Origin of the sequence: Streptomyces sp. NPDC050504 (genome assembly GCF_044458065.1) — a bacterium.
Lineage (GTDB): Bacteria > Actinomycetota > Actinomycetes > Streptomycetales > Streptomycetaceae > Streptomyces.
The window spans coordinates 1063347-1076292 of record NZ_JBITHO010000001.1 but is presented as its reverse complement, the minus strand read 5'-3'; the positions used below and the strand labels follow the sequence as shown (position 1 = coordinate 1076292).

General features: G+C 74.4%; 13 protein-coding genes. 7 read left to right on the top strand and 6 right to left on the bottom strand.

Features of this window, described 5'->3' with window-relative positions; translation table 11 throughout:
- Positions 1-34: 34 nt before the first annotated feature.
- Entirely contained in the window at positions 35-1366 is a 1332-nt protein-coding gene (locus ACIBNE_RS04420) for a M64 family metallopeptidase (RefSeq protein WP_399269371.1), read from the bottom strand.
- A gap of 219 nt (positions 1367-1585) precedes the next feature.
- On the opposite strand from ACIBNE_RS04420, the gene ACIBNE_RS04415 reads away from it, so the two are divergent.
- Positions 1586-2968, top strand: coding sequence for a tetratricopeptide repeat protein (locus ACIBNE_RS04415; RefSeq protein WP_399269369.1), 1383 nt, complete (start codon positions 1586-1588; stop codon positions 2966-2968).
- 66 nt (positions 2969-3034) lie between these two features.
- Here ACIBNE_RS04415 and ACIBNE_RS04410 read toward each other — a convergent pair whose 3' ends face one another.
- Positions 3035-3487, bottom strand: a complete 453-nt coding sequence (locus ACIBNE_RS04410) for a winged helix-turn-helix transcriptional regulator (RefSeq protein ID WP_399269367.1) — start codon at positions 3485-3487, stop codon at positions 3035-3037.
- A gap of 112 nt (positions 3488-3599) precedes the next feature.
- Between ACIBNE_RS04410 and ACIBNE_RS04405 the strand changes: the two genes are divergently transcribed.
- Complete coding sequence (locus ACIBNE_RS04405; protein WP_399269365.1) at positions 3600-4832, top strand: MFS transporter; 1233 nt, start codon at positions 3600-3602, stop codon at positions 4830-4832.
- A 143-nt stretch (positions 4833-4975) separates the two neighbouring features.
- Here the strand turns inward: ACIBNE_RS04405 and ACIBNE_RS04400 are convergent, their stop codons facing one another.
- Complete coding sequence (locus ACIBNE_RS04400; protein WP_399269363.1) at positions 4976-5620, bottom strand: hypothetical protein; 645 nt, start codon at positions 5618-5620, stop codon at positions 4976-4978.
- 165 nt (positions 5621-5785) lie between these two features.
- Between ACIBNE_RS04400 and ACIBNE_RS04395 the strand changes: the two genes are divergently transcribed.
- Positions 5786-7360, top strand: a complete 1575-nt coding sequence (locus ACIBNE_RS04395; RefSeq protein WP_399269361.1) for an alpha/beta hydrolase — start codon at positions 5786-5788, stop codon at positions 7358-7360.
- 93 nt (positions 7361-7453) lie between these two features.
- Positions 7454-8389 carry a TIGR03564 family F420-dependent LLM class oxidoreductase gene (locus tag ACIBNE_RS04390; protein WP_399269359.1) on the top strand — a complete coding sequence of 312 codons (936 nt, stop codon included), beginning with the start codon at positions 7454-7456 and terminating at the stop codon, positions 8387-8389.
- Positions 8390-8498: 109 nt separating this feature from the next.
- Here the strand turns inward: ACIBNE_RS04390 and ACIBNE_RS04385 are convergent, their stop codons facing one another.
- Both ACIBNE_RS04385 and ACIBNE_RS04380 read right to left on the bottom strand, forming a co-directional pair.
- Positions 8499-8936: an RNHCP domain-containing protein gene (locus ACIBNE_RS04385; RefSeq protein WP_399269357.1), complete on the bottom strand. Its 438-nt coding sequence runs from the start codon at positions 8934-8936 to the stop codon at positions 8499-8501.
- A gap of 13 nt (positions 8937-8949) precedes the next feature.
- Positions 8950-9318, bottom strand: a complete 369-nt coding sequence (locus tag ACIBNE_RS04380) for an RNHCP domain-containing protein (protein ID WP_399269355.1) — start codon at positions 9316-9318, stop codon at positions 8950-8952.
- Between the two features lie 369 nt (positions 9319-9687).
- Between ACIBNE_RS04380 and argB the strand changes: the two genes are divergently transcribed.
- Both argB and ACIBNE_RS04370 read left to right on the top strand, forming a co-directional pair.
- Positions 9688-10605 (top strand): acetylglutamate kinase, encoded by a 918-nt coding sequence (argB, locus tag ACIBNE_RS04375; RefSeq protein WP_399269353.1) that lies wholly within the window; start codon positions 9688-9690, stop codon positions 10603-10605.
- A 178-nt stretch (positions 10606-10783) separates the two neighbouring features.
- On the top strand, positions 10784-11323 hold the full coding sequence (locus ACIBNE_RS04370; RefSeq protein ID WP_399269351.1) for a GNAT family N-acetyltransferase: 540 nt from the start codon (positions 10784-10786) through the stop codon (positions 11321-11323).
- Positions 11324-11446: 123 nt separating this feature from the next.
- Here ACIBNE_RS04370 and ACIBNE_RS04365 read toward each other — a convergent pair whose 3' ends face one another.
- Positions 11447-11659 carry an MbtH family protein gene (locus ACIBNE_RS04365; RefSeq protein WP_399269349.1) on the bottom strand — a complete coding sequence of 71 codons (213 nt, stop codon included), beginning with the start codon at positions 11657-11659 and terminating at the stop codon, positions 11447-11449.
- A 139-nt stretch (positions 11660-11798) separates the two neighbouring features.
- Here ACIBNE_RS04365 and ACIBNE_RS04360 point away from each other — a divergent pair, with 139 nt between their 5' ends.
- Entirely contained in the window at positions 11799-12929 is a 1131-nt protein-coding gene (locus ACIBNE_RS04360) for an alpha/beta hydrolase-fold protein (RefSeq protein WP_399269347.1), read from the top strand.
- Positions 12930-12946 lie beyond the last annotated feature (17 nt).

The following is a 12946-nucleotide window of genomic DNA, read 5'->3' as shown; positions in this document are numbered from 1 at the left end:
GAAACCGGGCCCCCTTTTTTCCGCGGCGCCTCGCTCAGCGCTTCACCCGCCAGCTGCGGCTGTCCGTCAGCAGCTCGCGCAGCTCGGGGTCGCGCACGGCGTCCGTGGGGTCGGCGGCGTGCACGGTGACGGTGTGCGGGCGGCCGTCGGCCGGGACGCCGAGCGAGCGCGGGGTGGGCCGCTTGCCGTCCCGCACCCCTGGCTTCACGGTGCGGCCGTCGACGGACCAGGTCAGCCGGGCACCGGGGATCGTCGTCACGTCGATGCGCCGGTCGCGGCGGATCGCCCGGTCCGTGGAGGTGCCGCCGACGATGACGGAGGCGTGCCGGTGGAAGCCCGCGACCATCGCCTCGCGCCCCGGCAGGTTGAACTCGCGGCCGAGCGTCCGCATGATCGAGTTCTCGGTGGGCCGGTTGATGCCGCGCCCGTAGTAGCCGCCGCCCTCGAACGCGCCGACGGTCCCGCCGTCGGGCGACGCCTGGCCGATCCAGCGGTACCACTTCTTCTGCTGCGCGGTCAGCTGGGCGGCCGACAGCTTGCTGGTGTTGCTCTCCCAGGGCTCGGGGCCCGTGTAGGCGCTGTCGTCGTACCAGTACTCGTCGGCGAGCTTGCCGAAGGAGTGGCCGGTCTCGTGGACGACGACCTGCCCGGAGTCGGCGTTGTCGGACGAGGCGGTGGCGATGCCGTCGTAGCCGTAGGGCGAGGTGATGTCGTTGTAGCCGGCGCCGCCGTACTTGGTGGAGTTGGAGAGGACGATGACGAGGTCGGGGTCGGCGGCCTTCGACGCGTAGGACTCGACCTTGTTGGTGTCCACGCACAGCAGCCGCTCGATGCCGTCGCAGTGGAAGTACGAGCCGAGGGCGGTGTCGCGCACGACGCCGGGCGAGGGGTCGCCGGAGACGCCGGAGTCCCGGGAGACCGCGTCGACGGCCCAGACGTTGAACAGGCCGCGGTACGAGGCGTACGGCTGGACCGCGGAGACCTGCGCCCACTTGGCGCGCACGTCGGCGTGGAAGTCCTCCTGCTGGGCCGCGGTGTAGCCGTCGCCGATGAAGACGACGTCGACCTTGGTGCCGACGGGGCCGTTGTACACGATCGGCACGACGGTGCCGTCGCCCGCGATGGCGGACTGCTGCTGCCGGGAGAGCGCGGCGGGCGCGGGGACCTCGGTGTGGCGGGGGTGGCCGTCGGGGCCCGTGAAGTACTCGACGCGGTGGGTGGGGCGCGGATCGTCGGCGCGTCCCGGGTCGGCGGCCTTCGCGCCGCCGGCGGCCGCGAGGGCCGCGGTGGCGGCGAGCCCGGCGGCGATGGCGACGCGGATACGGGCGCGATGGGGCGTTTTGTTGGGGGTTATCTCTCTGCGCATGGGGGTACGGCTCCGAAGTCCGGGGTTTAAGTGGGGGGTTAAGCGGGGTTAAGGTGCCGTTCAAGCTAGAGAACCACGCAGTGTTTTGCAATGGCCATGACATAGGCGATCCCGGGCGGCTCCCCCGTCTTCCGCATCCCGCCCTCCATCGGCTTAGCTCGACGCGGGACCGACAGGCGGCACCGGAACACCGGCAGGCAGCACCGAAGTGGGGAAGCAGTGGCACACACGAGTCCGCAGGGCGTACGGGCCGACAGTCCGGCCACGATCGGCCGCCGCGTCCTGCGGCTGCGCACGGAACGCGGGCTGACCCAGCGGGAGCTGGCCGAACCCGCCTACACCCCCGCGTACGTCTCGACGCTGGAGTCGGGCAAGGTGCGGCCCTCCGAGGCGGCGCTGCGCCACATCGCGGCGCGGCTCGGCGTCGACTACGAGGAGCTGGCCACAGGCCGCCCCGCCCGGCTCGCCGCCGACCTGCGGCTGCGGCTGACCGACGCCAGGCGCGCCCTGGCCACCGGCACCCCCGGGGAGGCCGCCGCGCTGTTCCAGGAGCTGCACGGCCTGGCCGTGGAGCAGGAACTGGCGGCCGAGCAGGCCGCCGCCCTCCTCGGTCTCGGCGACTGCCTGCTGGAGTCGGGGGACCTCGACGGCGCCCGGGAGCGGTTCGCCGCCGCCGAGCGCCTGCTCGCCGACGAGCCGCTGCCCGCCCGCGTCCCCGCGATCCGGGGCCGCGCCACCGTCCACCTGCTCACCGGCGAACTGCGCTACGCCTGCTACCTGCTGGAGACCGCGCTCGACGAGCTGAACGCCTCGGGCCTGCACGACCCCGAGGCCCTGCTGCTGCTGTACACGGCGGCCATCGCGCCGTACATGGACATGGGCGCCCACGCCCGCGCGGCCCACGCCGCCGAGCTGGCCCTGGCCCTGGCTCCTGGCGTGGGCGATCCCGCGCTGGTCGCCGCGATGCACCGGGGCGTCGCCCGGACCCTGATCGCGACGGGCCGCATCGCCGAGGCGGACGCCTCGCTGGCCAAGGCCCAGGAGCTGTACCGGCAGTTGCAGATCCGCACGGAGCTGGCGCACTGCCACTGGATGCGCGGCTACGTGCACGCCCAGGACGGCGACCTGGAGCGCGCCGAGCACGAACTGCGGACGGCCAGGGAGATGCTCGCGTCCAAGCGGGCGGCGCTCTTCACCGAGCAGGTCGAGGTGGAGCTCGCGGACGTGCTGCGGCGGCGCGGCAGGGCCGGGGAGGCCAGGGAACTGCTGCGGCCGCTGCTGGACCCGGGCGGCGAGAGGGGGGCGCTGCGCGCGGGGCGCGGCGCGGTGCACGCGGGCGGGGCGCACCGGCTGCTCGGCCTCATCGCCGAGGAGGACGGGGACGCGGCGGGCGCCGAGGAGCACTACCGCGCGGCCCTCGCCCTGCTCCAGGACTCCAGCGCCGCGGGCGATCTGGCGGACCTGTGCCGCCTCCTGGGCGATCTGCTGCGGCGTACGGGACGGGTCGAGGACGCGCTGGACGCGTACCGCACCGGGCTCGGCCACCGCGCCGCGCCCGGCACCACCACGCTCGGCCCGGCGCCGGCCGCGCCTCCGATGTAGCGCGTCGGCCGCACCCGGCCGCTCCGACGGGCGCCTCCCTCCGGCCCCCGAGGAGCGCGGGGGCGCCTACGCCTTCGGGAGCTTGTCGACGACCGTCTCCTCGGGGGCGAGGGCCCGGCCGTCCCCCGCGCGGACCTGGAGCGGGTGCAGCGGAAGGCCGTCGCGGCGGTCGGTGAGCTTCGAATGGGGCTCGCCGGGCGCGAAGAAGTGCGCCTCTCCCCACTGGCGCAGCGCGACGACGACGGGGAAGAGGTCCCGGCCCTTCTCCGTCAGCACGTACTCGTGGTGGGCTCCCCCGTCGGGCGCGGGCACCATCTCCATGACCCCGCCCGCGACCAGCGCGCGCAGCCGGGCGCTCAGGATGTTCTTCGCCACGCCGAGGCCGCGCTGGAACTCCCCGAAGCGGCGGCTGCCGTCGAAGGCGTCGCGCACGATCAGGAGCGACCACCAGTCGCCGATCGCGTCGACCGACCGCGCCACCGGGCAGTCGCTGTCGTCGAAGCGGGTCCGTTTCACCATCGCGCTCTCCCTCATTGACCGGCCACCACTACGAAGGCGGTTGCATCATGCTACCAGTCACGCCTACGGTCAGCGGTAGCAACATGCAACCGATCCGTACGGGAAGGCCCCCATGCCCCGGACATCCGACACCGCCCCGCCCGCCACCCTCCCCCGGGGCTCCACCGCGCTCTTCGCGCTCGCGGGCGGCATCGCGGTCGCGAACGTCTACTTCGCGCAACCCCTCCTGGTCTCCCTCGGTGAGGAGTTCGCCATCTCCCCTGCGGCTCTGGGCGCCGTCGTCACGCTCACCCAGGTCGGCTACGGCCTGGGGCTCTTCTTCCTCGTCCCGCTGGGCGACCTGCTCGATCCGCGACGCCTGATCACCGGCCAACTGGCCCTGCTGGCCGTCGCGCTGCTGTGCGTCGCCGGTGCGAACTCCGCGACCGCGCTGCTCGCCGCGATGGCCGCCGTTGGCCTGCTCGCCGTCGTGACGCAGTCCCTCGTCGCCTGCGCCGCCGCCCTCGCGGAGCCCGGCCGCAGAGGGCACGTCGTGGGCGCCGTCACCAGCGGTGTCGTCATCGGCATCCTGCTCGCCCGCACCGCGTCCGGGCTGCTCTCCGACCTCGCGGGCTGGCGCTCGGTCTACCTCGTGTCGGCTGCACTGGTCTGCGCCGCGGCCCTCGCGCTGCGCCGCGTCGTACCCCCGCGCACGGCCCCCGCCCCGGCCATCGGATACGGCGGTCTGCTCGCCTCCACCGTGCGCCTGTTCGCCCGCGAACCCCTGCTGCGGCTGCGCGCGTCGTACGCGCTGCTCGTCTTCGCCTCGTTCAGCACCCTGTGGAGCAGCGTCGCCCTCGTCCTCAGCGAACCCCCCACCGCGCTGTCACCGACCGCGATCGGCGCGTTCGGACTGCTCGGCGCCGCGGGAGCGCTCGCCGCGAACGCCGCGGGCCGCCTCAACGACCGGGGCCACGCGCACCGTACGACCGGCGCGGGCCTGGCCCTTCTCTGCCTCTCCTGGCTGCCGCTCGGCTTCACCCGGCACTCGCTGTGGGCCCTCGCGGCCGGGGTGGTGCTGCTGGACCTCGCCGTACAGGCCGTCCACGTCACCAACCAGAACGTGATCCACGCGCTGCGCCCCGACGCGGGCAGCAGGCTCATCGGCGGCTACATGGTCTTCTACTCGATCGGCAGCGCGGTCGGCGCGTCGGCCGCGACCGCGCTGTACTCCGCGGCGGGCTGGACGGCGGTGTGCGTGCTGGGCGCCGGGTTCAGCGCCCTCGCGCTCGCGGTCTGGGCGTTCGACCCGCGCCTCACGGCCCGGTCGTCTCGTTGTCCTCGACCGTTCCCTTACGGGCCCTGAAGACCGCCGTACCCCGCGGGAGGCGCGCGGTGTTGCGCCGGACCGCTCCGCCCCGCGTCGCCCGGATCCTCAGCCGCGCGTGCGCCCGCCGTGCCGCTTCCGGCTGCCGGGCCCCGGGCCGGTTCGCGCTCGTCAGGAAATCGTCAGGACGGCGTGCGGATGCCGTCGGCGGAGCGCCGCGACAGGTTCCCGCCGTCGATCGCGCGGCACACCCGGTCGGGGAGGTCGCGCCAGGGGCGCGGGGCGACGACGGGCACCCCGTGCGCACCGGCCCGCTCGGCGAGCCACTGCCCGTACAGCACGCTGACCCGCGCCCTGTGGTGCTGCGGCCCCGCTTCCGGCTCGCGCGCGAGGTAGTTGGCCGCCACTCTGGCCTCGTCCCGCTCGTGGACGAAGACCCCCTTCACCCGGCCGTCCACCGCCGCCGCCAACTCGGGCAGCACGTAGTCGCCTTCGAGGATGACGGGGGTGTCGGTGTCCAGGTGGTTGGCCACCACGGCCGCCACCGCGGGCGCCAGCGCGCGGGCGATCGCGATCTGCCGCTCCACCACCGACTCCGGCTCCCCCGCGGCCGCCTCGGGGTGGGTGCGCCAGTGGTGCACGTCGGGCAGGTGCTCGGGGCGGGTCACCGCGAGCAGCGCCTCCACGATGTCGTCGACCTCCACGACGGGCACGGCGTACCTGCGGGCCAGCGCCCGGCTGACCGTCGTCTTGCCCGTGCCCGATGCCCCGCCGACGACGAGCACGCGCCAGTCGGGGTGTTTCTGCAGCTCGCTGGTGTCGTTCACGCGAAGACTGTATCGGCCCACGATCGGGCGGCCGTCCGTGCGGGGGACAGCCCCACCTCCGTCGGCGGGACAGCCCCATGTCCGCCCCCACCGGGCTTCCCTAGCCTCGTTGCTGATCGTCCGTCATCCCCCGTGCGCGGTTCGCCCGCCCTTCGAAGGAACACCATGCGCCTCGCCCTCACCGTCACCATCGGCCTGACCCTGACCGGCGTCCTGGCCGGGGCCGTACCCGGGACGGCGGCCTCCGCACCGTCCGCCCCCCGCCCTCGGGCCGCCCTCTCCGCCCCGCCGCTCGCCGCGTACGAGAGCCAGCACCTGACCTGGGGCCCGTGCCCCGCCGGGCAGCAGGACCTGGTCGCGGCGGGCGCGCAGTGCACGGAGGTGACCGTGCCGCTGGACTACGCGGCGCCGCGGGGCCGGACGATCCGCGTGGCGGTCTCCCGCGTCAAGGCCGCTCCCGGCGCGCACCGGCGCGGCATCCTGCTGTCCAACCCCGGCGGTCCCGGCGGGACCGGGCTCTCCACCACCCTCGCCCTGCGGCCCGCGTTGAAGGACGTCGCCGACCGCTACGACCTGATCGGCTTCGACCCCAGGTTCCTCGGCGAAAGCACGCCCCTGCGCTGCGCCGCCCCCGCGCCGCGCCCACCGGTGCCGTCCGGCACCCCGTCCTCCGCCCGCGCGGACTTCGACGAGTCGGTGGCGGCCGCGCGCGACACCGCGCGCCGCTGCCACGCGGAGGGCGACAACGCGGCGCTGCTCCCGCACGCGTCGACCCGCAACGTCGCCCGGGACGTGGACGTGATCCGGGCCGCGCTGGGCGAGCGCGTGCTCTCCTACTACGGGGTGTCCTACGGCGCCGACCTCGGCGCCGTCTACGCCCAGTTGTTCCCCCGCCGCGTCGACCGCATGGTCATCGACTCCTCCACGGACCCGTCGGACACGCAGTACGAACTGTTCCGGAGTTCGGGCCGCCCCGCCGAGCAGGGGCTGGACGAGTGGGCCGCCTGGGCCGCCGCCCGGCACGGGACGTACCGGCTCGGCCGTACCCCGCGGGAGGTCCGGCACACCGTCGAGGGCCTGCTCGACCGGGCCGAGCGCCGCCCGTTCGCCGTGGACGGGCAGCGCGTCGGCGCGCCCGTGCTCCGGATGATCCTGAAGCAGTTCGTCCAGCACGGAGAGTACGACGCGGCGCTGGCCGACCTCTCCGTGGAGCTGGTGGACGTCGCGGCGGGCAGGCCCGCGGGACCTCAACTGAAGCAGATGATCGCCATGTTGGCCTCTCCCGAGCTGGAGAGCGGCATGACGGGCGGGGCGATCTTCATGTGCGGGGACGGCGGCTGGCCCGCGGGCGGCTGGCCCGCCGATCCGGAGACGTACTGGAAGAACAGCCGGCGCAGCCGCGCGACCCAGCCCGTCTTCGGCCCGTTCGTGAACGGCATGATCGCCCCCTGCGCGTTCTGGGAGTCGGCGCCGCGCGAGCCGGGCACCCGGATCGGCAACGACGTGCCGGTGCTGATGCTCCAGGCGCGGCGCGACAACAACGTTCCGTACGAGGGCGCGGTGGCGCTGCACCGCAGGCTGACCGGGTCGCGGCTGGTGACGGCGGACATCCGCTCGCACGGCGTGTACGGGCGCGGCACCGACCCCCGGCTGCGCCCCGTGCCCTGCGCGGACCGGGCCGTCAACGACTACCTGCGCGGCGGGGCGCTGCCCGCACGCGACGTCGTCTGCGCCCCCTGACGCCCCTTTCGCGGGCGGTCCGCCGGGCGAGACGACACACAGCCGTCACACCGGGCCGGAATGGGCGGCCGTCCCCAGCTGGTTCGTACGGACATGACCATTGGAGTAGCGCTCAACGCGACCGGTCCCGAGAACCAGATCGACGCGTCCGTGCGGTTGGCGAAGGAAGCGGCCCTGGCCGGGCTGCGCTCGGCCTGGTTCGGGCAGACCTTCGGCGCGGACTCGCCCCAACTCGCGGCGATCGTCGGCCGTGAGGTGCCGCAGCTGCACGTCGGCACCTCGGCGATACCGGTCTTCGGCCGCCATCCCCTGCCGGTCGCCGGCCAGGCCCTGACCGCCCAGGCCGCCACGCACGGCCGCTACCACCTCGGTCTGGCGCTGGGCACCAAGCTCCTCACCGAGACGGGCTTCGGCCTCCCCTTCGAACGGCCGATCGCCCGCCTGCGCGAATTCCTCACCGCGATCAGGCAGTTGACCGAGACCGGCGCGGCCGACTTCCACGGCGAGCTGCTCACCGCGACCACCCCGATCCCCGCGCGTGTGCCGGGCGCCGACGCGGGAGTGCCGCTGCTCGTCGCCGCGATGGGCCCCCAGGCGCTCCGCGCCACCGGTGAACTGGCCGACGGCACCCTGCCCTATCTGGCGGGGCCGCGCGCCCTGGGCGAGCACATCGTGCCCGCGGTCACCGCGGCGGCACGGGCCGCGGGGCGTCCGGCACCCAGGATCGTCGCGCTGGTGCACGGCGTCGTCACCGACGACGTCGACGCCGTGCGGAAGAAGGTCACCGAACAGCTCGCGTTCTACGAGCAGATCCCGTCCTACGCACGGGTCATCGAGTTGTCCGGCGGGCAGCGGGCCGGTGACGTGTCGGTGATCGGCGACGAGGAGACGGTCGCCGCGGAGGTGCGGCGCTACCGGGACGCCGGGGCGACGGAGGTGGTGTTCGCGGGCACGGAGGTGGCCGGGGACGCCGACCGGCTCCGCACCTGGCGGCTCCTGGGCGAACTGGCCGACCGACCGACCGGCTGACCCGCCGACCGACTGACCGACCGGCTGACCGGCTGACCGCCGCCGCGGAACCCGCGCCGCGGGGGGCTTGGGGCAGCACTGCCCCAAGCCCCCCGTACGACCGGCCGTCCTACTCCGGGAACCCCGTCCCCGGCAGTCCGGCCGCGGCGCGTTCGCCGAACCGCCGGTCGGCGACGGGCCGCAGGGCCAGGCGCATCAGGGCGACCACGTTGTCGTCACCGGCGATGCGGTTGGCCTTGAGCGCGCGGCAGGAGTGGCACTGGTGCACGAGCAGCCATTCGCCGTCCTCCCGCACGGCCATGGACAGTGCGCTCATCCGTCCCCCGCAGGCCGCGGCGCGGCTGCCCGGAACCCGGCCGTCGACGTGACGGCTGGTCAGACAGTGGGGGCAGTGGTTGCGGTGGGCCGTGCCCGGCGCCGCCACGGGCACGTCCAGGCGGCAGCCGACGCAGCGGAAGCTGTCGCCGCGTTCGCCGCCGGGGCCGTGCAGGACGCTCTTGGGCCGCTGCGGTCTGCGCCGAGCGGCCGGTGAAGCCTTGCGTGGCATGTGTCCACCGCTCCTAGATCTCGCTGAACGCTTCGAGCGGAAAGGGCGGTTGTGCGAGCGGCCGGACCGCGAGCCGCATCAGCAGCAGTTGGTTGTCGTCGTCGCCGACCGGGGCGGCCGACAGTTCCTGGCAGTGCGTGCAGCGGTGGACGACCGTCCAGTCCCCGCCGCGTACGACGGCGATCGAGATCGGCGCCATGCGCGCGCGGCAGTCGGACGGCCCGCCGTCGGCGGGGTCGGTGACGTGCCGGGAGTGCAGGCAGGACGGGCAGTGGTCGCGCGGGGTTCCGTCGGGCGCGAGGGCGGTGACGGTGAGGCCGCAGTGGAGGCAGGAGAAGGTGTTCGAAGACGTGCGGTTCGAAGAAGAGCGGTTCGAAGACAAGCGTAGAGACCCTTGAACGGGGACTCCGATCCGCGCGGAGCGCTCGCCGCGCCAGGGGCAGCAGCCACTGCGGACGGGCGGGGATCACAGCTCAGACCGGAGCCCGGGACGTGAGGATGGTCCGGGCGCCGCACACGGCGGCGGCCTCTACGGCAGTCATCAACTCACCTCCCTCTCCCCCATGACGGCATGAACACGGCGGGATGAAAATACCCGCTTCCCGGCCGGTGGCCAACCGGTTTTCCCGAGATCCAAAGCCATTTAGGTTAGGCTAAGCTAAGCGTCGCTCGACGGTTCGGACCCGGCGGTGCGTGCGTCTCCTGGAGCAGAGAACTACGCCTACGGCTCATGAACGGAGTGGGGTCAGATATGGGAACGGCCGTCACGGGGCGCGCGGACGCGGATCCGTCAGCCGGGTCTTCCCTCCGCGCGGAGGAGTCGCAGGGCCGCACGGTCGTCGTCAAGTTCGGCGGCAACGCCATGGTCGACGCCGACCTGCAGAAGTCCTTCGCCAAGGACGTCGTCGACCTGTGGCGCGCGGGCGTGCGCCCGGTCGTCGTGCACGGGGGCGGCCCGCAGATCAGCGCGATGCTGGACCGCCTCGGCCTCCCGACGCGGTTCGAGGCCGGGCTGCGGGTGACCACTCCGGAGACCATGGACGTCGTACGGATGGTGCTGACGGGCCGGGTCCAGCGCGAACTGGTCGGCCACATCAACGCCCACGGCCCCTTCGCGGTCGGCATGTCGGGCGAGGACGCGCACACGATGACGGCCGTGCGGCGGCCCGCCGTGGTCGAGGGACGGGCGGTGGACATCGGCCTCGTCGGCGACGTGGTGGACGTGAACCCGGGAATGGTGCGCGCGCTCCTGGCGCAGGGGCACATACCGGTGGTCTCCCCCGTGGCGCGCGGCGAGGACGGACAGGTCTACAACGTCAACGCCGACCTCGCGGCCTCGGCCCTCGCCGTGGCCCTGCGCGCCGACCGGCTGGTGACGCTCACCGACGTGGCGGGGCTGTACGCGAACTGGCCGCACAGCACCGAGGTCGTCGAGCGCCTGACGGCCGGCGACCTGGACGGGATGCTGCCGGGGCTGGCGAGCGGGATGCTGCCGAAGATGGAGAGCTGCCTGCAGGCCGTACGGGGCGGTGTGCGCAGGGCGCACGTGCTCGACGGCCGCGTGCCGCACGCGGTGCTGCGCGGCGTGCTCGACGAGAGGAGTCCCGGTACCACGATCGTGCCGGACCCGGTCCGGGGCCGCGTGGAAGCACCCGCCGACGGTCACTGAGACCGCGTTCGGGGCGGCCGGGGCGGGGCGTTCAAGGCAACCGCCCCCACCACCACGGCTCCTGTCGCCCTCCAGCGCCCCCGTGTCCCATGGGAGCCGAAATCCGCATCCCGCTCGCCTCGCCGACTCCACACGGAGGCAAGCCGCTCGACCGTTCGTGGAATCGAGGAGGACCCCCTTGACCACAGCCGCGGCCGCGCCGCACCGCGCCACGCCGCCGCACGCGCCCCCCGCCACGCCGCTCGCCCCGCCGCTCACCGTGCGCCGGGCCCGCAAGGAGGACGCTGCCGCGCTCGCCGAGCTGTCCCTGCCCTTCGTCCGCTCGGGCGCCCTGCGGGAGCGGCCCGTCTCGCTCTTCTCCGCCCACGCGGCCGAGTTCCTGGTCGCGCAGGCGCCAGGAGGGCCGCTGGAGGGCTGCGTCGGGCTGCGCGTCCACCCGGCGGGCCCGGAGGCGGACGGCCGGTCCGCGGGCGTCCTCTACAACTTCTGCGTGGCCGGGCGGCAGCAGGGCCGCGGCGTCGGCGTCGGCCTGCTGCACGCCGCGCTGGCCCTGGCCCGCGCCCGGTCCCTCGACGCCCTGTTCACCGCGACGACCGGCGGCGGCGCGCTGTTCCTGCGCAACGGCTTCACCCCCACGACCGCGCGCCTGGCACCCCCCGCGTGGGCGGCGTCGCTCGACCCCCGGCGGGGCGCGCGCATCCTCACGAGGGCTCCGTAGCCACGCGCCGCCCGCGCGCCATCCGCGCGACGGCCGCACCCGGCCGCACCCGCGGCGGCCCCGGGAAAAGCGAACGGGCGAGTCGGCGGATGCCCGACTCGCCCGCGACGCGGCCCGAAACCCTCAGGAGTCCATGGCCTCCACCAGGGAACGCGGGCGCAGGTCGGTCCAGTTGGCCTCGACGTACTCCAGGCACGCCTGCCGGGTGTTCTCCTCGAAGGCGATCGTCCACCCTCCGGGCACCTCGTTGAAGGACGGCCAGAGCGAGTGCTGCCCCTCGTCGTTCACCAGGACCAGGAAACGGCCGTCGGGGTCGTCGAACGGGTTGGTGCTCATGCTGTAAGTGCCTCCATGGGCCGACGGGCCTGTGGGTGATCGAGGATGGAACGGCAGGTCACGATTAGGTTAGGCTCCCCTAATCTAAGTTCAGGTTCGAGCTTAACCTTTCCCCTCCCCCGCTCACAAGGAGACGTACATGCGCCAGGTGACCGCGACGGAGCACGCCTTCGCCGCGTACGGACTGTCCGGCGCACCCGGCACCGAGGCGTTCTGGGCGGCGGCGCGCACCCCGCTCTCCGTCCCCGCCGACGGCGGCGGCTGGACGACCCTCTTCCTGTGGCGCGGCGCGCCCGCCACCCTCTCCTTCGAGAGCTGGTCGGCGCCCGTGCCGTTGCGCCGCTGGGCCGGGACGGACTGCTGGTACGCCGAGGTGCCGATGCCCGCGCGGCTGCGCGTGACCTACCAACTGCTGGTCGGCGAGACGGAAGCGGACCGCGACGCGTACGCCGACCCGCTCAACCCGCTCGGCGCGGGCGGCGACCGCTCCATCGCCGCGACCCCGGACGCCCCCGACCAGCCGCACTGGCCCGTCGTCGACGCGTCCGACGTCCTGCCCCTGCCAGCCGCCCGGCTGCGCTGGAACAGCGCGCGCCTCGGCGGGCGGCGCACCGTGCGGGTCCATCCGGCGGGCGGCGGCGGTCCTGTGGTGCTGCTGCTGGACGGCGACGACTGGCTGTACCTGCACCCGGCCGTGACCGCGTTCGACTCGGCCGTCGCGAGCGGCGACCTGCCGCCCGTCACGCTCGTCTTCCTCCCGGCCAGGAACAGGCTCGCCGAGCTCGGGTGCGATCCGGTGCTGTGGGAGGCGGTCAGGGACGAACTGCTGCCGCTCGTCGCGGAGTCCGGGCTGCCCGCCGACACGGACCGGCTGGTGGTGGCGGGGCAGAGCCTGGGCGGGCTGAGCGCGCTGTACGCGGCGCTGGAGTTCCCCGGCCTGGTGTCGCGGGTGGCCTGCCAGTCGGGGTCGTTCTGGTGGACGCCGGACGCCATGGGCACGGCCGACCCCCTGGGCGGCCCGCTCGGCGGCACGATCGCCGCGCGGCTGCGGGAGCGCCCCGATCTGTCCGGGCTGCGGATCGCCTTCGACGTGGGGGAGCACGAGACGCGGATGCTGCCGCACTGCGCGCTCGCGGAGACCCTGACCGAACAGGCGGGTGCCACCGTGCGCGTCTCGCGCTCGGCCTCGGACCACGACCGGGCGGGCTGGCGGCACGCCCTGCTCAGGGACGTCGGCTGGGCGCTGGGCCACGAGCCCGTGGAGCCCTAACGCGAACGGCCGCCCCC